We start from the raw sequence: 21,733 nt of genomic DNA, 5'->3' as shown, positions 1-21,733 counted from the left end.
GTCCCGCCCGTCTTTTTTGGACGGGCGGGACGCCCATCCCACAATAACAATTAAATTTGTAAGTTATTTAATTCGCGATCCTTAGTCAGTCCTGGACTCAAGAACATACCTCAAAAAATATTTAAATATTGTGACAGTTTCGTCCCGGACTATTTGTGTTTGACTTTACTTTTTTGAGGCTAGAGTTAACCCCCCCGATCGCCCTTTTGGTAAGGGAAATCGAGGGGGTTAACTGTTATTTGTCAAGTATCTGAGGATATTAAGCAGGGTTCGCTTCGGCTCGTCTTTGTAGCAGGCGGGCAATTTCAGCTTTTTCTACAAGTCCGACAAGGACACCATTTTCGCGAATGACGGGTAGTTCTTGTACTTTTAGCTGTTCCAGAAGGGTGACGACTTCGAGGAGGGATAATTCGGGTTTGACGGTTGTGGAAAATTCGATCGGCTTCAGGAGTTCTTTCACTAAAACTTCGGGCCAGCGTCCGGTAGGAATGGTTTTGAGGTCATCAAGGTCGATCGCCCCTACCAATTGTCCGGCATCATCTGTTGCCAGGAACCTGCGCCAGGTTTGAGTGCTACCGATCACGTAGTTGTTGGCAAATTCTCTGAGGGACAAGTCTTGGGAGACGATCGGGCTTTCGGGAGTCACAGCATCTGCGGCTGTCAAACCTGCCAGTTGATTTTGGACTGTGGCATATTGTGCCGATTGACCGGCATTTTGCAGTAAGAACCAACCGATTACTAGATTCCAAATATTGCCGAATACGCCTGTAGCAATGGCAATCCAACCAATTATTTGACCGACGCGGCTAGCAAAAATTACACCTTTGTAAGGGTTGCCAGTAATTTTCCAGACAATTGCTTTGAGGATGTTGCCGCCGTCGAGGGGCAAACCGGGAATTAAGTTAAATAAGGCTAAAACTAAGTTGATCGAAGCTAAAAGTCCGACGATGGCGCCTGCGGGGCCTGTGAGACCAGCACCGATGCCGATCGCTGTTAACAAACCGGATAAAAATAAGCTAACCAACGGGCCTGCAATTGCTACCCAAAATGCTTCGGCTGGGGTTTTGGATTCTCTTTCTAAATTAGCCAGTCCGCCAAACAGAAATAGCGAAATCGATTTCACGCCAATTCCCTGTTTAATGGCTACCCAACTGTGTCCTAATTCGTGGGCTAAGACGGAAGCAAATAACAGTAAGGCTGTGAATAATCCCAGCATCCAGGGCGCTACGGGGCCCAATGTGGGAAACAGGGCAGCTAGTGCGCCGCCGTACTGCCAGGTTACTAAACCCAGAACTAAAAACCAAGATGCGTTGACAAAGAAGGGAATCCCAAACAGGTTGCCGACGCGAAATGTACCGTTCATAATGGCTACCTCTGATTTTACGAAGGAGAGGTTTTTCTCTCTGTCTCCTTATCGTAACGAAAGGTAACGACGATGTTAATGCTTCCATTAGGGTGTTATCCGTCTGTGGAGGTTCGGTTTGCGGAATAATTACCGCCGGCTGCGGTTTGGCCCGCTAGGGGTTAAAAATCCTTATCTCAAAACGGAAGTTCTTGGTATGAGGCTTGAGGAGGATATCTGTTTTAGTTGTCTGTTTTAATTTTCAGCCGGTTTTAACTCAAATCTTGCACCATTGTCAGCAACAGGCAAGATGCCTGTTCCACGACAGATGGATTTTCTTTTTGCACCTCTGTCATGAACAGGCAAGATGCCTGTTCCACAACAGATGGATTTTCTTTTTGCACCTCTGTCATGAACAGGCAAGATGCCTGTTCCACAAAAATTAAATTTTCTTGTGGGGAGTAGGGGTTGGGCTTCTAGCCCGCCCATAAAAGCTTTATTGAGAATGGTGCAACATCTCAGTTTTAACCGAATGCAAGCTTTGAGACGGGGAATTAATTCCCGGCGGACTATTACACCTGTGGCAATATCTCAGTTTCAAGCAGGTTTAGCTATAATGACTTACCCTAAGAATAGTTTTAGTGCTAATAATTATGCCAGAATCTTTTTTGCTCGGTCGGCTGCTGCTGCAATTCAACAGCGAAGCCGCTGATATTATTACAGACTTATCCGCTGTTGCTTTAACTCCCGATGGCAATTTGTGGGTGGGTTCCGATGAAACGACTTCCCTCGAGCGTTTGTCGCCTGTCGCGCCTCATATTTTTGGAGAACATCAAAGATTTGCGATCGCAGATTTTATCGATCTACCTGGAAAATGCGAAATCGATATCGAAGGAATGGATTTCAGCAGGGATTATCTTTGGTTGGTCGGTTCTCACAGCACAAAACGCAAGAAAGCTAAAGGCAAAGACGCAGACAAAGACATTGAAAGATTAGCACAAATCGAGACTGAGGTCAACCGCTATTTGCTGGCGCGGATTCCTATGAAAGACGGGATTTTGTGCGAGTCAATTTCCCATTCAGACAATCCTGAAACCAAACTGAAAGCGGGATGTCTTCAGCGGACAAAAACGGGGAATTTGCTGACAGACGCGCTCAAAGATGACAGCCACCTCGGCTTGTATTTATCTGTGCCGATTCCGAGTAAAGAAAATGGCTTTGATATTGAAGGGTTGGCTGTGCGGGGCGATCGCATTTTGCTCGGTTTGCGGGGGCCGGTGCTGCGGGGCTGGGCGATAATTTTAGAAATAGAAGTTGAAGAGGCCCAAGCGGGAGTTTTAAGGCTTAAGGAAATTGGGAAAGGAGGGAAATTGTACAACAAACATTTTGTTGATTTGAACGGTTTGGGCGTGCGAGAATTGTGCTGGGACGGAAAAGATTTGATTGTTTTAGCCGGGCCGACGATGACTTTATCTGGGGCGACGAGGGTTTTTCGGTTGAAGGGGATTTTAGGGCGATCGGGCGACAGTATTACTGGGCAAGATGGGGGAGATTTGGAGGTATTGTTTGACTTGCCTTTTAAGGTTGGTACGGACAATGCTGAGGGATTGAGCCTGTTTCCATATTTGGACGGGCAGAATTCGCTGTTAGTGGTTTACGATTCGCCGGATGCGGGGAGAATGGTTGAGGAAAATGGTATTCTTGCTGATGTTTTTAAGCTGGGTTTGTAGTAGTAGGGTGCGTCAGAACGGGAAATATTTGGGAGAATTAATCAGCCATAAACTGACGCACCATGCGATGTGTAAAGGTGCGTCAGATGGGATTTTTCCGATAATTAATTAAACATTAACTGACGCACCCTACAAACTGGTTTAGGAATGAGAATTAAATAACTTCCACTCGGGAAAGTGGGATGGGCGTCCCGCCCGTCTTTTTTGGACGGGCGGGACGCCCATCCCACAATAACAATAAAAATTGTAAGTTATTTAATTCGCGATCCTTAATTGTCGATCGCATCCCTTCGCCGCTGGCTGTAGCGTTTCAATTCATCAATTAAGTGAGTATCGTTAGAAGCTGTTCTCGCGCCCGCTTCCGCCGCCCAGCGCTTCAAATCTTCGATTTGCGATCGCGCGATCGCAGCTAGAGGTACAGTATCCTCGATCGACCTCAAAATATCCTCCGTCATCAAATCGCGGCGCTGTCCGTTGACAAAAGTGCCAAAAGCCCGGTACAATCCATCTATTACCACTTGTTCAATTTCTGCACCGCTAAAATTCTCAGCGCACTTCGCCAAAACCCCCAAATCAAACTCGCGCAATCTAGTCGGTCGCAAACGCTGCAAATGCACTTTAAAAATATCTTGCCGTTCCGATTCTGAGGGCAAATTCAAAAAGAAAATTTCATCAAATCTGCCCTTTCTCAGCAACTCTGCCGGCAAAATTCGCACGTTATTAGCAGTTGCGACAATAAACACCGGGCTGGTTTTTTCCTGCATCCAAGTGATCAAACTGCCGAATACCCGGCGCGAAGTTCCCGAATCGCCGTCGCTGCCGCTGATAATGTTGCCGAAGGCTTTATCTATTTCATCGATCCACAAAACGCAAGGTGCGATCGCCTCTGCTAATTGTATCATTTGCCTGACGCGGCTTTCGCTTTCCCCGACCACGCCGCCAAACAATCTCCCAGTATCCAATCGTAGCAGCGGCAAACGCCATTCGTAAGCAATAGTTTTTGCAGATAAAGATTTGCCAGTGCCTTGAATTCCTACTAACAAAACTCCTTTCGGATTCGGTATACCGTAGCGACGCGCTTCGTCAGTAAAAGCATCTTGCCGCATTTTTACCCACTGTTTTAAATTCTCCAAGCCGCCCACACTTTTTAGGGATTCTCTGGAGTTAAAAAACTCCAAAATGCCCGTTTGGCGAATTGCTTGCTGTTTTTCCTCCAAAACTCCGTCAATATCTGACTCGTTAATTTGCTGTTTGGCGGCCAAAGCTTTAGCCAAAACCCGCCCGATTCTAGCGCGGCTCAAACCCTGACAAGCTTTAACCAATTGTTCCCTTGCTAAACCGCTAACTTGTAACTGTTGCGGTTTTTCTACAACGTGGGAAATTAAACTGTCGATTTCTTGGACGTTGGGCAAAGGAAAATCAATTACTGTGACTTCTTCTTTCAATTCCTCCGGCAATTCCAGCGTGTGAGAAGTAAGAACTATAGTTTTTTTGCTGCGCTTCAATTCTCGCGTTAAATTCCGCAATTCTCGCACTACCGCCGCGCTTTTTTCGCTGTATGGATATTTCAAAATAGGGTGCAAATCCCGCAGTACAAATATGGTATATTCTTCAACAGCAGTTTTGCTGACGCGATCGAGCGCCGCCATTACCGAACCTTTCCCAGAACCGTTATCCTCCCAGCCCCGCACAAGATCCCAGAACAACACCCGGCGCGCGGGAGTTACTTGCAGCGCTACTTGGGCAATTACAGCCTCGACCGGTTCCTCCTCCGCGCCGACAATGTACAGCAGCGAATAGCGGGCGCGAATCATCAAATCTAGTCGCTTTACCAGTGCCTCGAAATGGTTATTTTTACTGCCCTTGACGACATCTAATTCTTTGGGGTTTGGGTAATTTTCTGTCATTTTATTGGATATCTTAAATATATATTTAACCTTATTAAATATTTTGTTTGCAGTTAGGACTTTAGTCCTTAAAAAGGATTTAACCGAACTAAAGGTTAGTAGTAAGGACTTTAGTCCTTAACAACTATTTAGCCGCACTAAAGTCCGTACTGCGAACGTTAAAATTATAACAGAATCGTGAGCATTTGGCTACTTAGCAACTTTTCGAGCTTGTTTCACCATTTCAATCAGAGTGTGGTGAGCATCTTCGGCGTCTTTTAAAGTGCGATCGAAATTTACTCTGACGGGCACTGTTTCGTCGTTGACTTTAGCGGTTAAATCCATGCCGTTGGCATCAATAGCGAGCATTTGAGCTTCTGTTGCCTGCGGTTGGTCGCCAAATGCTTGAGCATATAGCACGACAGCGCTAGCGTGGTCTTCGTTCATGTGAGTACAGATGCGATCGCTAATCTCAGTGGAAAACTGTTCTGACATGGGGAGATTCCTCAGATGCTATATCGATCGATTGTACTGCGATCGGTAAAACAAATTCGCAGTTGACAAATCACTTCGCAATTTGCTAAGATAATATGAATACAATTTTAGAGGGAGTCTTATAGATTAGATGGGTAAATTTGTTTATGATTGAGGAACTGTATGCACGTTATTTCTGAATCTAGACTCAAAGAATTCTGGGAAAAGTATCCTGACGCTAAAACAAGCCTGCGATCTTGGTACAAAAAAGCGACAATAGCCCTGTGGTCTAACCTAGCTGAAGTGAAAGCCGTTTTCTCATCAGCAGATATAGTTGGAAACTTTACTGTTTTTAACATCAGAGGTAATAACTACAGACTGATTACCTTTATAGATTATGAATCTCGGCCTAAAAAAATTTTTATTCGAGCTGTACTTACTCATGAAGAATATGACGAAGATAAATGGAAAAAAGACTCGTGGTATGAATGATAATTTCATCATTTTAAAACTTACGCAATAATCCTAGTGATAGGGGCAATTCCCCGTGGTTGCCCCTACATTCACACCATACATATATTGAGGAGATGCGTAATTCCTGTCTTTTTTTAATATAGGATACTCACATGAACAACTCTAGCGCTTATATCGAACTACTCAAAACATTTCCTCCCCGACCAATAACTGCTGAGGAGGAATTAATTGCAACTCAAGAAGCGATCGATTCTTTGTTGGACAAAGGCGCACTGACTCCAGACGAACGCGACTACCTCCATGTACTAGGAACTATGGTTTATGAGTACGAGCAAACTTTAGAACCCATACCTGACATTTACGGAGTAGAACTCTTAAAGGCTTTAATCGAAGAATTTGAACTCAGACAAAAAGACCTCGTTCCTATTTTTAAAACCGAGTCTATTGTCTCAGATATCCTCCGTGAAAAGCGCCAACTTACAACCGAGCACATACAAAAACTTGCAGATTTTTTCGGCGTATCGCCGGCTGTTTTCTTTCCGTTGCATCGAGTTAAAACAACTGCTTGAATTGAAAAACATATTTTTGTTTGTAGTAAGGACTTTAGTCCATAAACCTGGTTTTTACGGTAAGACGCATTGTCACCGAGAGATTCTCTAAAAACCCGGTTTCTTGAATCGGAGTGCGTAAATCCTGAGAATGCTTCCTTTTCATTGCTTTTTAAAGGCGACACAGTTTATCATAATTAGCAATTAAAGAGAATTTAAACAACCTGCCATGCTGTGGACACCCGGACAAATTCTGAGAACTCGCCCCTACCGCATCGACACTATCCTCGGAATGGGGGGATTTGGCATCACTTACAAGGCCACACACTTGCAACTTAACTATCAAGTTGTCCTCAAAACGCCGAATCTAAGTTTGCAAAATGACCCGGAATACGCCAACTTTGTGCGCCGATTTATCCGCGAAGGGCAAATCTTAGCAAAATTTTGCCAAAACGCGCATCCTGGAATTGTCCGCGTCAGCGATTTGTTTGAGGAAAAAGGCCTTCACTGTTTGGTAATGGATTTAATTGTCGGGCAAAGTTTATTTAATGCCGTACAGCAACAGGGGCGACTCCCGGATACGGAAGCAGTGGCAATTATCCGCCAAATTGGAGAAGCATTAAGTGATGTTCACCAAGCCGGAATAGTCCATCGAGATGCCCATCCAGGTAATATTATGTTGCGTTCCAACGGGCAAGCGGTATTAATTGATTTTGGGCTAGCGAGTGAATTAATGCCAACTATTATTAGTAGCAGACATCCTCATAACCCTGCTTTTGCTCCTTGGGAACAGCATATCGAAGGTAGTGGTAAACCAACGGTTGATATTTATGCTTTAGCTGCATCTTTATATTATGCGGTAACGGGAAAAGTGCCAACAGCTTCCCTCAATCGGCATTTTAGAAATGCAGCGTTGCCACCTGCGAAGGATTTTGGGGTGAAAGATTGGGTGAGTTTAGCAATAGAAAAAGGGATGGCATCCGAACCGGAAAAGCGGCCGCAGTCGATGCAAGATTGGTTGGGTTATCTGCGGGAACCGATTCCGTCAACGGTTGCCAGTGTTTCGGTACAGCTTAAATCGGCGCGGGGTGTTGATTATACTCGCCTGCGGGATTTATTGGCGGCGGGGAAGTGGAAAGAAGCGGATGAGGAAACACTCAAGGTGATGCTAAAAGCTGCTAGACAGGAGAAGGAAGGTTGGTTCACAAAGGAATCGATCGAGAATTTTCCTTGCGATGATTTGCGGACGATCGACCAATTGTGGGTAAAATACAGTCAGGGTCGTTTTGGGTTTAGCGTCCAGAAAAAAATCTGGTTAGAAATAGGCGGTAAAGTTGATTATGAGACTGAATGCAAGCTGGACGATCGTGTCGGTTGGCGAAAAGGAGGACAGTGGTTGGACAAAAGTAACCTAACCTGGAATAAGCAAGCACCTGCAGGCCACCTCCCTGTGGGTGGTGGTGGGGGGGTTGGGTGGGTGGTTTGGTGTTCTTCTCTCGCATCAAGAGCTGTAAGCTGTAACCTATAGCGATTTCAGCCCTTTGTCAAGTCTTTTTTCTCGAACTTTTGTTTACGAAATTATCTGCTTTTAGTCATTTCAATATCTGTTACACCTTGATATCACTCTTCAAGCAATAGACTCGCGAAATTCGGGTCATAGCAATTGGCCAACACAGACTGTTTGGGGTTCAGAAACCGGGTTTTTGACAAAAATACTTCGCTTTCACCCGCAGATTCGGCCAAAAACCCGGTTTCTTTAGTCGCAGCCCGATCGAGCAATGTTAATAATTTATGCTAGAATTAAACTCTAATTTTTAACCCCAGATTCACCTATGCCAACTTTAACTGATATTGGCACTCTCATCATTTCCACACCAGAAACCTGTGGAAATCGCCCCCGCATAGCAGGAACTAGAATAACAGTTCAACGAATCGCTGTTTGGTACAAAATGGGGATGAAACCAGAAGAAATTATTGCAGAAATTCCCCACTTAAATTTAGCACAAGTTCATGCAGCATTAGCTTACTACTACGCCAATAAAGAGCAAATTGATGCTGATATTGCTGCTGAAGAAGCTGAGTGCGCTCGCTTAGGAAATGAACACAAAGCGGGGAGTTAATCTTGAGCCAAATTCGTTTATATTTAGATGAGGATATTCTGGAACGCTCTTTAGTAAAAGCGCTCCGAAATGCAGGTATTGATGTAGCTACCACTGCTGAAGCTAATAATCTCAGTTGCACCGATGAAGAGCAATTAATATGGGCCACTGCTCAAGGGCGAGTTATCTATACTTTGAATGTGGGAGACTTTTGTCGCTTGCATAAAATGTATATGGAAGAAGGCCAGGAACATTCAGGAATTGTAATGGGCAGACAAAGTTATTCGATTGGGGAACAATTGCGAGGATTTTTGAGGTTAATTTCTACAAAGTCAGCAGAAGAGATGATCGCTCAGCAAGAGTTTCTGGGAAATTATATGGACTAGCAATAATCCTTATCAGCATCCATAGAGATAATTAGATACCCTGACTTCTTTAAGAAGTCAGGGTATATGAGTATTCTATCCTACAAACTGCACAGCCTAACTAAAAGATCGATCGTCAAACGGCAATTCATCAAACCGCGAATCAATATCAGACTCAGAATTCCCAACAGGCGAATTAGCGCGAGATGCCGGCGGCTTTGCTGAATGCACCTTTGCTACCGGTAACTTTGTCGCAGATTCCAAAACAGTCGGCTCGGATTTCTGTAACTTAACTACCGGCAACTCCCCGCCATTTTCTCCATTTTTGCCCGTTTGATTCCACAACATCATTCCCAGCAAACCATCAACCAAACCGCCGCCGCTACCGTTGCCTGTTACCGCAACATCCGGCACAACTCGCACTTTGCGATCGCCTATAATTTGCATTAACTGCAAAGCCGTATAACCCGAACCTCCCAAAGCCACAACACCCGCTCGATAAGCTTCAGCTTGAGCATTTCCTTTCACCCGAATTGACTCAGCTTCGCCTTGAGCTTGTTTCACCTGAGAATTCGCTTTCAACTCAGAAATCTTCACGCCTTGTTCCGATTTCACCATCTCTTGTTGAATCTCAGCCAGCGCCGTTTCCCGCACCAATTGTTGCCGCTGAGTTTGTGCTAATTGCTGCACCTCATAAGTCTTGCACTGTTCCTCAGCAATTTTGCGATCTGTTTGAGTTTGCATCAACTCTGCCGGTGGCAAAATATCCCCGATCAAAGTATCAATTGCTTGCACGTCATAGGTACGCAAAGCTGCTTTGATATACTCGGCTGCTTCCGCTTGCCTGCCACTTCTTGCGGAGAGAAAATCTAATACAGAATAAGCTTGAGCCGAATTGCGGAAATAATTGCCAATTGTCGGCTGCAAAACGTGGTCTACTAAATTCTGCATCGAACCGACGCGAGAGATGACTTTTGGAGCATCCAAAGCGCCGACGTGAATAATCTGAGCTACTTCTAAATCAAAGGCGAAACCGTCTTGAGAACGCACGGTTAAAGACGAAAGTTGAGAATCGTAACTGTGCCTTTCTGTTTTACCCGACCAATTCAATACTATATTAGTAGTCGGCACTAACTCTACTTTCAAAATGCGCGTATTCAGCGGATGTTTCCCCGGATAAAGGGGAGTTACCCAAACGCCTTTATTGCCGACATTTACTAAGTTTCCGTGAGTGAAAGCAGCGCCGCTCACATCTTCTGAGGTTTTGCCGACATAGGAAATAACCGCGCCGACATAGCCGATCGGGATTTCGGTCATCGCCACTTGGTCAACCCCGACAAACCAAGGATTTAAGTTCCACGAACCAGAAAGCAAAACCTGTTCCTGCAAACCGCGCCGCCCGCCAGCGGTGATAAATTTTTGCGCGTTTTGGAAGTTGTCGTGATTCGGGATAATCGGGCCGGCAATTTCGCCATCTTGAATTGGAACGCCGTCAAAAGTTGTGACAATTCCCACTTTATCTGGGGCAATTCTGTACAGCTTTAATTGTTCGGCTGTCATCCCGTGTTTGGCAGCATTTGCCGCTGTAATTACTGTAAATAATGCTGTATTAATTCGATAGCTACCGCCAGTCAAGATGCCGAGTTGTCTACCTTTTTCGCCGCCGCCTTTGAGGAATTGGCGAGCATCTTGAAAATTATCACATTCTGTGATTTTGCCGAGGATGCGCTGCGGTGGAATTGACTGACCACCTGCTGCGATAATGAGAGCAATTTCGCCTTGGGGAACCACAGTTAGAGACTCTTTGCGAACATTGTATTGCAAAGGCCAATAACCCCAGTGCCAACCGGGGGGCAAAGTATCAGCTTGATATCCAGCTTCTCCGTTTAAGGCAATTAAATCTCCGGGGGGTAAAGACTTGCCGCCGAAGCTAAACTTTTTACTGACAATGCCAACTTCACGATCGCCAATTACTACCAATCCGCCAAAAAATAATGGCAGCACCAGAATAATTATCATACCGCCGATCGCGATCGGGATAAATCCACCCGGATCTAGCTGCATTGTCTGCACGGGAACAGTGCTGCGTAACTGCCCTAGCTGCAAGCTAGAATCAGGTTTTGCTGCTAGCTGAGTCGAGGTTTGATTTGCGAGGGGGATATTGCTAGCTGCTAATACCGGCGAGGGTTTCAAACTGGTTGTTGCACTAAGAGCTAAAGACGCCGAAATAGCGGCTGCAAAATGTTTTAAAACGCGGGCTTTGACTTGAGACTTGGACAAAAATGAATAAAGCATTTTTTTTGAGCCGGGCTAATTTGTCCTAGGAGCTCCAGCTTAGCCTTACTAAAAAGTTTTGGCGTAAAACTTAAGGTCTTATTTATCATTATTTGCAGTCATAATAGTCATATTTATCAGTAAAAATACTTATTTCACACATCAAAACCGCTCGACCTTAATCTGCGTGTATCTGCGGTTACAAACTCCCCTAGCTGTTTTTTATTAACTATTTACGATCGCTCCCGCTCAAAAACTAGGTTGGCTAACAGTTAAGATTCAAATAAATTATGCAACATGGAACCAACAGCTATCAATTATTTAAGAATCCCAAGTCGCTCCATAGGCCGGGATTCCTTTGGCTAAACACGCACTCACAACAGTTTTAGTGACGGCTTTATTAGATACGCAAAATACAGCTTGAGCTCGAAATTTTCGGGCTAGCTGAATTGCTAAATCGCCTACATTAGGTCTGCCAAGTTCGCCTGTATCATAAATTTTCAGGCGTGGATGACTGGAGATTAATGACCACATTTTCTTGCCGTAAGTTAACTGGTGCTTATTACCAATCCAGAGGATGTAAAGTTTATGCTTGTTTTCGAGAATGTGAGGTAAAACAGGGGCAATCCCAGCTCCGGTTGCTACTACCACTACTCGCGAATAAGCATTAATTGAAAACATGAAACCTGGCGGTTTAACTCTCCGAACCCAAAAATATTTAGGAATATCGCCTCTCTGAACTTTCTCAATCAAGTTTTTAGTCCAGTCACCAGCGGCTCCAATAATTAGCTGGATTTGCGATCGCCCCGTTTCTTGATTAAAACTCATTCCTGCTACGGAAAATGAATGCCATTCAACCAAATCTGTACTGATTCGGGCAAATGTTCCAATATCTGCCTTGCCCGGAACTGTCAAAAAAGCTACGTTTGGGGAAGGACAATACATACTAAACTTTTCAAATTTCTGTACAGTTAACCAAGGTAAAAATATACTAAATATAATTAAAATTAACATTAAACAAATGGGATTTAAAAAATTTTCTAGGGTAGGAATCTGATTGGCGGTGGCGAGAAACTGCGATAAAGTTAGATACAAAATTACCCCGGCGAGACAACTCCATCCTGCATAGCGGTGAATTTTCTCAAAGCTGTTGTGAAAACGCTCTCGGAAAGGGGGTATGGCTGTTAAAATAATCGCTAATAATAAGATGGCTAACAAAGAACCAGTTGTTAAAAGAAGCAAATTATTGCTAGTTGTTAACTGTCGGTATAAGTCAATACTTAGCCAAAAACAACTCCAAGTTGCAGCCGCAGCATGAACTCCACCTATATAATGAACTGCGGTATTGATGTAATATTTGCCAGAAGTGGCGATTCGTGAAATCCCAACTGCTAATCGGTAAAGAAGATGTACTATCAGTTCGTTTCTTACTAATACTGCCAGCAAAAGATTGCCAATACTGAGGGCGGCTATCGGGGCTTGATTCCAAGTTTCTGTGATGTAAATACTGGATAACAGTAGAATATTGACAAGTGAAATTACCACCCACCAAAAGTGGTGCATATTCAAATTGTGTATTGTCAAAAAACGGGCTTTGGTTTGATGTTTTTGATATCGGTTTATGCAAGATTCGCTCATAATTTCGTCCTACAAACAATCTAAGGATTTAATAAGGCAGAAGTCTTTAGATGAATATCAATTAAGTCTAGAGAATACTGCGACTAAAGTCGCCAGCTTAAAGTTGAGTTTTTAACCTAAAAAAAAGGGTCAGTATTAGCTGACCTTTGGTTGAGGAGATAACCTGAACTTTTGGCTAGTTTTAATGCAAAACTACAGGCTGACAATCCCCCGTTTTAATGCAGAAATCGCGGCTTGCGTGCGATCGCTAACTCCCATTTTGCTCAAAATATTGTTGATGTGAAACTTGACGGTGCTTTCGCTGATGTGCAGAACTTCACTAATCTCGCTGTTGCTTTTACCCGCGACTATGAGGCGGATGACTTCTAATTCGCGATCGCTCAGTTCAGGCCCACTCAGGCGATCGGCTAACTTAACACCCACTGCCAGCGGAATGTACTTTTTACCCTCAAAAACAGCCCGAATTGCTGCTAAAAGCTCCTCTGGTTCCGCATCCTTAAGCAGATAGCCCTTAGCACCAGCTTGCAATCCGCGATAGATGTTTTCATCGCCATCATAAGTCGTCAGCACCACAATCCGGGCACTGGAAAACTCCCCACAAATCGCAGTAATGGCCGCGACTCCATCCCTCACCGGCATCCGCAAATCCATCAGCGTTACATCGGGCTGATGTTCGCGGAACATTGTCACAGCTTCCTGCCCGTTGCTGGCTTGCGCCACAACTTTAACATCTGATTCCTGCTCCAGCAGCGCCACTAAACCTTGCCGCACAATATAATGATCGTCGGCAATTAAAACGCGAATAATATTTGATTGGTTAATCATGTTTACCCTGTTAATTTTATTAAAAAAAACTGAAAATCTCACGACAAACTTACTATCTATAGTCATCCTCAATGATTCAGATAAATTTGTAGGGTAGTGCCTTTCTTTGCCTACCCGCTATCTATCGGGCAACCGGGCGTGGGATTGCCCCTACAATAATTATGCAAATGATTTAGGAGTGCTATATAGTCATCCTAAATCATTTGTGAATTTCTTACTCTCTCCCTTTGGTAAGGGGAGGGTGGGGGTGGGGTAAAAAATTTACTACTTATTTAGGATTGCTATATGGCGCGAAATGTGCACCTTACTTTACTGGCGATTAACTGAAACTATAACTTCTGTTCCGTTTCCGGGGCGACTGTTTACAGTTAGCTGCGCGTTAATGCGATCGGCGCGTTCTCTCATTCCCAATAAACCAAAGCCATTCCTAAAACCGAAACTTTCCGTATCAAATCCCTGTCCGTTGTCTTGCACCCGCAAAAGAAACTTGGATATTTCGTATACTAACTCAATTTTTATCGCCGTAGCTTTGGCATATTTGAAAGCATTTGTTAATGCTTCCTGCCCGATACGCAACAGATTATTTTCTACCTCTAATGGTAGGGAATATGCCGTGCCAACCACTTCAAAAATAGTGTGCGTATCAGTATCTGATGACATTTGTTTAGCAATTTGGTTGAGAGCGCTATACAAATCGCCATCTTCTAACAGTTGCGGGCGCAAAGATTCTACGGATCGCCGCGCTTCAGCAAGGCCAGAGCGAGCCAGTTCGCAGACTGTTTTCATGTGTACTTGTGCTTGTTCTGGATTGGCTGCTATTACCCGATCTGCTGCTCCCAAATGTATGATAATGCCTGCAAAAGTTTGCGCTAAAGTGTCGTGAATTTCCCGCGCCAGGCGGTTGCGCTCTTCGAGAATATTTTGGTCTATGAGTTGTTTAGACATCCTTCTCAGACGCAATTGATTTTCGACGCGAACTAAAACTTCTTGTTGTTGAAAAGGTTTTGTAATGTAGTCTATTCCGCCCACAGAAAAGGCTTTTACTTTATCAAAAATTTCTTGCAAAGCGCTGATAAAAATTATTGGGATGTTTTGAGTTTTTGGAGTAGCTTTGAGCTGCTGGCAGACTTCATAGCCATCCATGTGAGGCATCATAATATCGAGTAAAATTAAGTCGGGTAAGTTGGCATTGATAAAGTTTAGAGCTAATTTCCCACTGGGAGCTAGGTGAACTTTATACCCAGCGACAGATAGTATCCCGCTTAAAAGTTTTAAATTCTCCGGACAATCATCAATCACTAAAATACTTTCTTCGCGGGTAAAACTGAGTTTTTTGTTCATGTCTCATCCCTTAATGTGTGTATTAAATTTAGCAACTGTTCGTACTGAAAATTTTTAATGCAAGCTGCGCTCGCCCTAGCTAAGGGCTGATTGATTTCGCGAATTTGATTGATGACTGTTTGCATCTGTTCCAAATCGAGGTTGCTAATGGCTTGCTGGAGATTTGCTACTAACTCAGTAGGCAGTTCAGAAAAAGCGGTTTTTGTCAATACATTTACTTCATTTTCTGTGAAACTGGGGGCAGCATTTAGTTCTTCAAAAACGAATTGCACCCCGATATGTTTGTGTAGAGCATCAAATATGTTTGCTTCTCTAAATGGTTTGCGAATAAAATCATCGCAGCCGATAGAAAGGACAACGGCTTTCTCTTCCTCAAAACTACTTGCTGTTATGGCAACAATTGCTGTCTGGGGTAGGCACGGGGGCACTACCCCTACAAAATCCTCGTTTTCCGTAGGGGCAATCCCCCTGTGGTTGCCCTCTTTAATTTGTTTGGTTGCTTCATACCCATCCATCACCGGCATCCGCATATCCATAAAGATTAAGTGCGGCGAATATTGCTCCCACTTTTCTATTGCTTCTCTCCCATTTTTGGCTTCGTAAACTTCAAAACCGATCGCAGAAAGCAGTTTAACTAGCAGTTGGCGGTTGTCAAAAGCGTCGTCTGCAACGAGAATTCGATAGCGGGGTTGATTGGGTGCGATCGCCATAACTCTTCTGGTTGGCTGTTCCCGTTGGCGATCAGCACTTTCAACTGAATTAACTTTAATGTCAAATTTGAATATAGTACCGCATCCCGCACGAGAACTGACTGTCATTTCACCCCCCATTAACTGTACAAAAGAACGTGCGATCGTTAAACCTAATCCTGTTCCTTGTTGCGATTCTTCCCCGGTTTTGGTTTGAACAAAAGCTTCAAATATCTTGTCTAATTCACTAACATCAATTCCCGCTCCCGTGTCTTCAACCTCAAAGCAGATTTTATGAGCAAAATCGGGATTTTTAATCTTTACATAAATGCCGCCTTCCGAGGTGAATTTAATCGCGTTAGAAAGCAGGTTAATCAAGATTTGGCGCAATTTAATTTCATCTGTCCGCACATATTGGGGAACGTCTGGCATCCGCTCTACTAATAACTGCAATCCCTTATTTTCGGCCGGCAGTTGGAACATATCTTCGATGTCATCCAGCAGGCGGTGGAGGTCAAAATTTGTCTCGTTGAGAGTCGTGCGTCCCGCTTCTATTTTGGACAAATCTAATACTTGGTTAATCAGTTCGAGCAAATGTTCTCCGCTGCGGGTGATAATACTCAGGTGTTCTTGCTGTTCCTGCAATAGGTTAGAACCGCGATTCATTAATTGGGAAAAACCCAGAATTGCATTGAGGGGAGTCCGCAATTCGTGGCTCATATTTGCGAGGAATGTACTTTTGGCTCGGTTGGCTTCTTGTGCGGCATCTTCAGCTCGTTGTCGCTCGATAATTTCTCGCTGAAGTTCGAGAGTGCGATCGCTCACTTGCTGTTCTAAAGTGCGGTTGTAGTCGGCTAAAACTTTTTCGGCTTGTTTGCGATCGGTGATATCTTGAAATGTGGCGATCGCATAATTAATTTTGCCAGTTTCATCCACAATTGGTGTGCTGGAGACTTCCAAGGAAACAATCCGATCGTGTCGGTGCAGTTCCATATCGTCTACTTTGACCGTTTCACCCCCCAAAGAACGCATAATTGGCATTTGTGCGGTGGGATATAACTCGTTAGTTCCTGCTAAATAAGCTTGACCGATTTCGGCAAATTGAGCGGCATTTAATTCGGGTATATAATTGATGCCGCTGAGTTGGGAAGCTGTGGGATTTGCGTAGGAAATTTGTCCGGCGCTGTCAATTACTGTTACTCCTATCGGCATCGCATTGATAAATTGAGTAAGCCGGTTTTCGCGTTCTTTTACTTCTGTGTAGAGTTTAGCATTGGTAAGTGCGATCGCCGCTTGTCCCGATAACAATTGCAAAACTTCCAGGCGATCGGGCGTAAATGCTTGTGCGGTGAGGTTATTTTCGAGATAAACAATAGCAGCCACTTGACCTTGATTCATCAAAGCCGCACACAAAATAGATTTAGGCTGACGTGCTTTGATGTAAGGGTCATTCGTAAACTTTCCTTCACGAGTGGCATCATTTAACACTAAATTTTCTTGGGTTCGAGCGACATAATTGATAATAGCTTCGGAAACTTCCTGGCAATTTTCAATAGGCTCAGATTGCAACACTCTTATCCGTTCATCATTAATTACACCTTCCGCTTCAATCAGCAATTTCCCTTGGGTTTCTAAAATCAAATATCCTTTTTGAGCGCCGACATTTTCAATCAAATTTTTCATCAATCGGGACAGTAATTTATCCTGTACGATTTCGCCAGAAATTGCCTCTGAAGCTTTCATGACTGTAGCGATATCTAAGGAAGAACTAGAACGGCTGTCAGTCGTTGATGTAGTGGTTGAAATGGCTTTATTTGTATGGCGATGGAGCGTAAATAATTGCGGATATCGCGTTTCTAAATCTTTGACTTTAGCCGCCGCACCCCAGAGTTGATAGCAGTAACGGGATTCCTGCATATAAGCTTTGGCTGTGAGTTCTTTTCCCCTGGATAAATAGAACTTGGCGGCGAGTTCGTAAGCGAGGGCGGCTTCATGGATATACTCGTGTTCTTTGGCTAGGGAAATTGCGCGATCGTAATAGTCGATCGCCTGTGCATCTTTGCCAATAACCCGATATCGTTCTGCCTCCACTAGATTAAATTTGTGCAAGTGATTCATCGGGGCATGATGCGCCCATTTTTTCATTTTTTTCTGATTAGCAGTGACTTTTTTTAAACAGTGCTTTTGCTCCTCGAAAGAAGCATTAGAATAGAACGAAAGCTGAGCCAGCGACTCATAAAAATAACAGTATGATACTTGAAGAGTTCCAGCAGCACTCTCTACATACTGCATGGTGGAAGCTGCATTTGATACAGCTTCAGCATATTGCCCGAATAAATAACAGAGAATCATTTTATAAAAATGCAGGGCAAAAATCGAAGTGCGATCGTTAGCTTCAGTTAATAGTGATAGCGCAGTCCGCTCATCATAGGCTTCCCCAATTAAATAGCAGGGATTTTCCGACTTACCTAATAAATTAAAAACCGACTGCTCTAAAGGTTTAATCTGCCAAATAATCGGGTCATATTTTGATTGTTCTATTGCCTCGCCATAAGTAGCAATATCGCCTTCCAGCCCTGACAATTCAGCGCCGAAGAGGTACGAATAACCGCAGTAAGTTTGAGACGCACAAGCACGTTCTTCCACTTGTCCTGTTTCCAATCCGCTTTTGTAAGCCTCCAACAAAGATGGCAACGTTTCTTTAGCTGGCGCTTTCCAATGACGGATGAAGTCATTAAATGGAAGCAGGACTTTAGTTTTTAATTCTGGCTTGCCAAATTGATCCAACATCCTCAATGCTAGCTGACCAAATTTATAACCACCTTCAATATCTCCCACAACTCCGCACAAAATTAATCCATAAACTGCATAAGCATGGAGAGACTCAGGATAGTTGCCATACTTTACAGATAAAATCACCTGCTTAAACACAATTAAAGGCATGAGTTTAGGGGCCACGCCATAGGCGACAGTAGTCATAAATGACAAGATACGCAGTGCGGCTTGTTTAGAAGGATCGCTTCCTTGAGGTAGATTGGCTAAATCCTCAATGCGTTTCCCAGCTAGGGTTAACTTAACTTCCAGCAATCCGATTATGCTATCTAGATTGTTAGGCTTTGCGGGCAGTTTGACTCCCAACTGCCTCAGAATTTTTAGCCCCAGATTAATTGCCATATCTAGTTGATTTTGGGCAGCATGAGTACCCATTTTTACCTCGATCGTTTTGACGCGATCGAGCACTGTTTTAGCATTGGTTAGTACGAGGTTGCCTAAACTTTCCATCTGCTCAAAATCGCCCACTATGTAAGCTAGCTCTGCGGCTTCTTGATGCAGTTGCAAACTTAGCGGGTATTGCACCTGCCAAGCGTTTTCTGCCAGCAATTGTATCCCCGTTTGCAGATAGTTGAAAGCTGGCTGATAAGCTGCAGATGCCTTGGCTTTTTTGCCAGCAATCAGATTTAACTGAGCCAGTTCATCTTTGTCTTGCTGGCGATCGATTAATTCACTGCTGAAATTGAGTTGATTAACAATGTCAAATATTTTTTCTTCTCGCTTGTTAATGGGAATATTTTGCAGCAGCAGTTGTCCTATTTGTTTGTGGACGATCGGCTTATCCTCTTCGGCAATTAGCGAATAAGCAGCTTGCTGGATTCTGTCATGGACAAATTTGTATTCTACGGATTGGCTACTGGGTAATTTCCCTGCAATTTCTAATTCCACATCTCCCATATTCCCCAGCAACACCACTAAATTTTCAGCAACGGCTGCATACAAATCATCCGCCGTTTCTCTCATATGTTTTTCGCAAATTGAGGCGAGAGTTTTTAGCTCAAATTGATTGCCTATGCAGGCTGCTATCCTTAATGTTTCCTGCGTATTCTCTGATAGTTGTTTAATTTTGCCAGCCATAAATTCGACAACATTATCAGTGAATCCCCTGGCTTTAATTTCCTCTAAATCCCATTCCCATCGGCAAGCGAGCGAGTCAAATTGTAACAGTCCTTCTGTATAAAGCGATTTGATAAATTCATTCATAAAGAAAGGATTTCCGCCCGTCTTGAAAAACACTAACTCGGCCAGGGATTTGACTCTTGATTCCTGACAATTAAGGGCATCGGAAATCAGTTGAGTAACAGAGGCCAAATCCAAAGGTGACAGGAAAATGCGATCGACTTTTGCCCCATTTTTGACAATCTCTTCAATTGTTAGCATTAACGGATGAGCCGCAGAAACTTCGTTATCCCGATAAGCCCCAATTAAAAACAGTCCCGCTGGTGAAGCATTCATCAGCAGTTGCATCAGCTTCAGAGATGCCCCGTCAGCCCACTGCAAATCATCGATAAATATTGTCAGAGGATGTTCGGGTTTGGTAAAAACTTTAATGAAGTTTTGAAACACAAAATTAAAGCGATTTTCCGCTTCAGCCGCACCCAATTCTGGCGGCGCAGGTTGCTTGCCGATAATTAATTCAATTTCAGGAATTACATCAATCATGACTTGACCGTTGATTCCCAATGCGTCTAATAATTTTTCCCGCCATTCTGTGAGATTGGCTTCGCTTTCTGCTAACAGTTGTTTGGCTAAATCCTGAAAAGCATTGACAATGGCGCTGTAGGGAATATTGCGCTGATATTGGTCAAATTTACCGGAGATAAAATAACCGCGCTGTTGAGTAATCGGTTTGTATAATTCTTGCACCAAAGCTGATTTGCCGATACCAGAATATCCCGAAATCAGCATCATTGAGCTTGTGGCACAGGCATCTTGCCTGTGACTGCTGGTGGCACAGGCATCTTGCCTGTGACTGCTTGTGGTACAGGCATCTTCCCCATGTCCACTTGTGGCACAGGCATCTTCCCCATGTCCACTTGTGGCACAGGCATCTTGCCTGTGACTGCTGACTGTTTCAAAAGCTGTTAGTAAACTATCAATTTCTCGCTCTCTGCCATAAAGTTTTTGCGGGATTTGAAAACGGTCAGAAATATCTTGACATCCTAGCGGAAAAACTGATATATTTTTAGCGCTATGCAGTTGATTTAAACATTTTTCTAAGTCCGCTTTAATGCCGATCGCACTTTGATACCGCTCCTCAGCATTTTTCCCCATCAACTTCATCACAATATCGGAAATAATTTGCGGAATTTCGGGATTAGCCTGAGATGGAGACAAGGGCTGTTTAGCGAGATGACTGTGTACCAATTCCAGCACATCCTGAGTGTCAAAAGGCAATTTGTTTGTCAGCAGTTCGTAAAAGGTAGCCCCCAGGGAATAAAAATCCGTGCGGTAATCTAAACTGCGGTTCATTCTGCCGGTTTGTTCCGGCGACATATAAGCAAGAGTTCCCTCTAAAATGTTGGGATTTTTGATGGTGTAGTTCTCCCGCGTCAACTGCGTGGAAATGCCAAAGTCGATGATTTTGAGTTCGCCGCTAGCTGGATTGAAGACAATATTTGAAGGGTTAATGTCTTTGTGAATGATGTGGGCGCTGTGAATTTGTTGTAAACTTTCTGTAGTGACGATCGCAATTCGCAAGAATTCTGCAATAGTAAATTTTTGCTGCTGCATCCAAATTTTCAAGGATTCGCCGCCAAAATCCTCAACAAACATCACCAGCGTGTTTTGATATGGCTGCAAATCATAGGCTTTTATACAGCCACTCAGGTTCAGAGATTGTGTAATTTTATACTCTGTGCGATAGCGGGCGAGTTCTTGGGGTGTGGGATAATTTTCTTTAAGGACTTTGAGCACGACGGGGAGACTGTCGGGTTGTCGGAATGCTCGGTAAACCAGGGAGTTTGCGCTTTCGTAGATGAGCTCTGTGACTTCAACGCCAGGAAAAGTGAGCATATTCAGCCTGCTGTCAACTTTGCAGTCGAACATAGCATAAATTTGCTCCTCACACCAGAGGTGCGTGAGCCATCAGTCGATTTTAGATTTTAGATTGCGACTTACGCACGGGCTGTCAGAAACCGGGTTTTTCACCAAAATCCTTCATCGCAGCCCGCAGATTCAGCAAAAAACCCGGTTTCTTTGGCTTAATGCGTAGTT

The 21,733-nt window shown here is 43.9% G+C and carries 16 protein-coding genes; 7 read left to right on the top strand and 9 right to left on the bottom strand.

Annotated elements, in window-relative coordinates:
• Positions 1-259: 259 nt before the first annotated feature.
• Together QUB10_RS19280 and QUB10_RS19275 are read right to left on the bottom strand one after the other, a co-directional pair.
• A complete protein-coding gene (locus QUB10_RS19280; RefSeq protein WP_333204635.1) occupies positions 260-1,363 on the bottom strand; it encodes a site-2 protease family protein in 1,104 nt (367 codons plus the stop codon).
• A 251-nt stretch (positions 1,364-1,614) separates the two neighbouring features.
• Positions 1,615-1,779 carry a hypothetical protein gene (locus QUB10_RS19275; RefSeq protein ID WP_333204633.1) on the bottom strand — a complete coding sequence of 55 codons (165 nt, stop codon included), beginning with the start codon at positions 1,777-1,779 and terminating at the stop codon, positions 1,615-1,617.
• Between QUB10_RS19275 and QUB10_RS19270 the strand changes: the two genes are divergently transcribed.
• Both QUB10_RS19270 and QUB10_RS19265 read left to right on the top strand, forming a co-directional pair.
• On the top strand, positions 1,767-2,054 hold the full coding sequence (locus QUB10_RS19270) for a hypothetical protein (protein WP_333204631.1): 288 nt from the start codon (positions 1,767-1,769) through the stop codon (positions 2,052-2,054). The genes QUB10_RS19275 and QUB10_RS19270 overlap by 13 nt on opposite strands.
• On the top strand, positions 1,996-3,072 hold the full coding sequence (locus tag QUB10_RS19265; protein WP_333204629.1) for a DUF3616 domain-containing protein: 1,077 nt from the start codon (positions 1,996-1,998) through the stop codon (positions 3,070-3,072). The genes QUB10_RS19270 and QUB10_RS19265 overlap by 59 nt, the downstream gene beginning before the upstream one ends.
• A gap of 269 nt (positions 3,073-3,341) precedes the next feature.
• On the opposite strand, the gene QUB10_RS19260 is transcribed toward QUB10_RS19265, so the two are convergent.
• Both QUB10_RS19260 and QUB10_RS19255 read right to left on the bottom strand, forming a co-directional pair.
• Positions 3,342-4,979, bottom strand: a complete 1,638-nt coding sequence (locus tag QUB10_RS19260; protein ID WP_333204627.1) for an AAA family ATPase — start codon at positions 4,977-4,979, stop codon at positions 3,342-3,344.
• Between the two features lie 189 nt (positions 4,980-5,168).
• Entirely contained in the window at positions 5,169-5,453 is a 285-nt protein-coding gene (locus QUB10_RS19255) for a DUF2470 domain-containing protein (protein WP_333179554.1), read from the bottom strand.
• Positions 5,454-5,615: 162 nt separating this feature from the next.
• On the opposite strand from QUB10_RS19255, the gene QUB10_RS19250 reads away from it, so the two are divergent.
• The 5 genes from QUB10_RS19250 to QUB10_RS19230 all read left to right on the top strand — a co-directional run bounded on the left by QUB10_RS19250 (position 5,616) and on the right by QUB10_RS19230 (position 8,939).
• Positions 5,616-5,924, top strand: coding sequence for a type II toxin-antitoxin system HigB family toxin (locus QUB10_RS19250; protein ID WP_333204625.1), 309 nt, complete (start codon positions 5,616-5,618; stop codon positions 5,922-5,924).
• Between the two features lie 134 nt (positions 5,925-6,058).
• Positions 6,059-6,475, top strand: a complete 417-nt coding sequence (locus QUB10_RS19245) for a transcriptional regulator (protein ID WP_333204623.1) — start codon at positions 6,059-6,061, stop codon at positions 6,473-6,475.
• Positions 6,476-6,683: 208 nt separating this feature from the next.
• Positions 6,684-7,982 (top strand): serine/threonine-protein kinase, encoded by a 1,299-nt coding sequence (locus tag QUB10_RS19240; protein ID WP_333204621.1) that lies wholly within the window; start codon positions 6,684-6,686, stop codon positions 7,980-7,982.
• A 304-nt stretch (positions 7,983-8,286) separates the two neighbouring features.
• Positions 8,287-8,574, top strand: a complete 288-nt coding sequence (locus tag QUB10_RS19235; protein WP_333204620.1) for a DUF433 domain-containing protein — start codon at positions 8,287-8,289, stop codon at positions 8,572-8,574.
• Between the two features lie 2 nt (positions 8,575-8,576).
• Positions 8,577-8,939, top strand: coding sequence for a DUF5615 family PIN-like protein (locus QUB10_RS19230; RefSeq protein ID WP_333204618.1), 363 nt, complete (start codon positions 8,577-8,579; stop codon positions 8,937-8,939).
• 96 nt (positions 8,940-9,035) lie between these two features.
• Here QUB10_RS19230 and QUB10_RS19225 read toward each other — a convergent pair whose 3' ends face one another.
• From QUB10_RS19225 to QUB10_RS19205, 5 genes are all read right to left on the bottom strand, one after another.
• Entirely contained in the window at positions 9,036-11,213 is a 2,178-nt protein-coding gene (locus QUB10_RS19225; RefSeq protein WP_333204616.1) for a flotillin family protein, read from the bottom strand.
• Between the two features lie 300 nt (positions 11,214-11,513).
• Positions 11,514-12,755 carry a hypothetical protein gene (locus QUB10_RS19220; protein WP_333204614.1) on the bottom strand — a complete coding sequence of 414 codons (1,242 nt, stop codon included), beginning with the start codon at positions 12,753-12,755 and terminating at the stop codon, positions 11,514-11,516.
• Positions 12,756-13,022: 267 nt separating this feature from the next.
• The gene (locus QUB10_RS19215; RefSeq protein WP_333204637.1) at positions 13,023-13,652 is read right to left on the bottom strand and encodes a response regulator transcription factor; all 630 of its coding nucleotides are present in this window, start codon (positions 13,650-13,652) and stop codon (positions 13,023-13,025) included.
• Between the two features lie 312 nt (positions 13,653-13,964).
• Positions 13,965-14,996, bottom strand: coding sequence for a response regulator (locus QUB10_RS19210; RefSeq protein WP_333204612.1), 1,032 nt, complete (start codon positions 14,994-14,996; stop codon positions 13,965-13,967).
• The gene (locus tag QUB10_RS19205) at positions 14,993-21,565 is read right to left on the bottom strand and encodes an AAA family ATPase (RefSeq protein WP_333204610.1); all 6,573 of its coding nucleotides are present in this window, start codon (positions 21,563-21,565) and stop codon (positions 14,993-14,995) included. Before QUB10_RS19205 ends, QUB10_RS19210 begins: the two co-directional genes overlap by 4 nt.
• Positions 21,566-21,733: the final 168 nt, after the last annotated feature.

The organism is Microcoleus sp. B5-D4 (assembly GCF_036705145.1).
Lineage (GTDB): Bacteria > Cyanobacteriota > Cyanobacteriia > Cyanobacteriales > Microcoleaceae > Microcoleus.
Note: the sequence above shows the minus strand (reverse complement) of the source record. Positions and strands in the feature narration are given on the sequence as shown.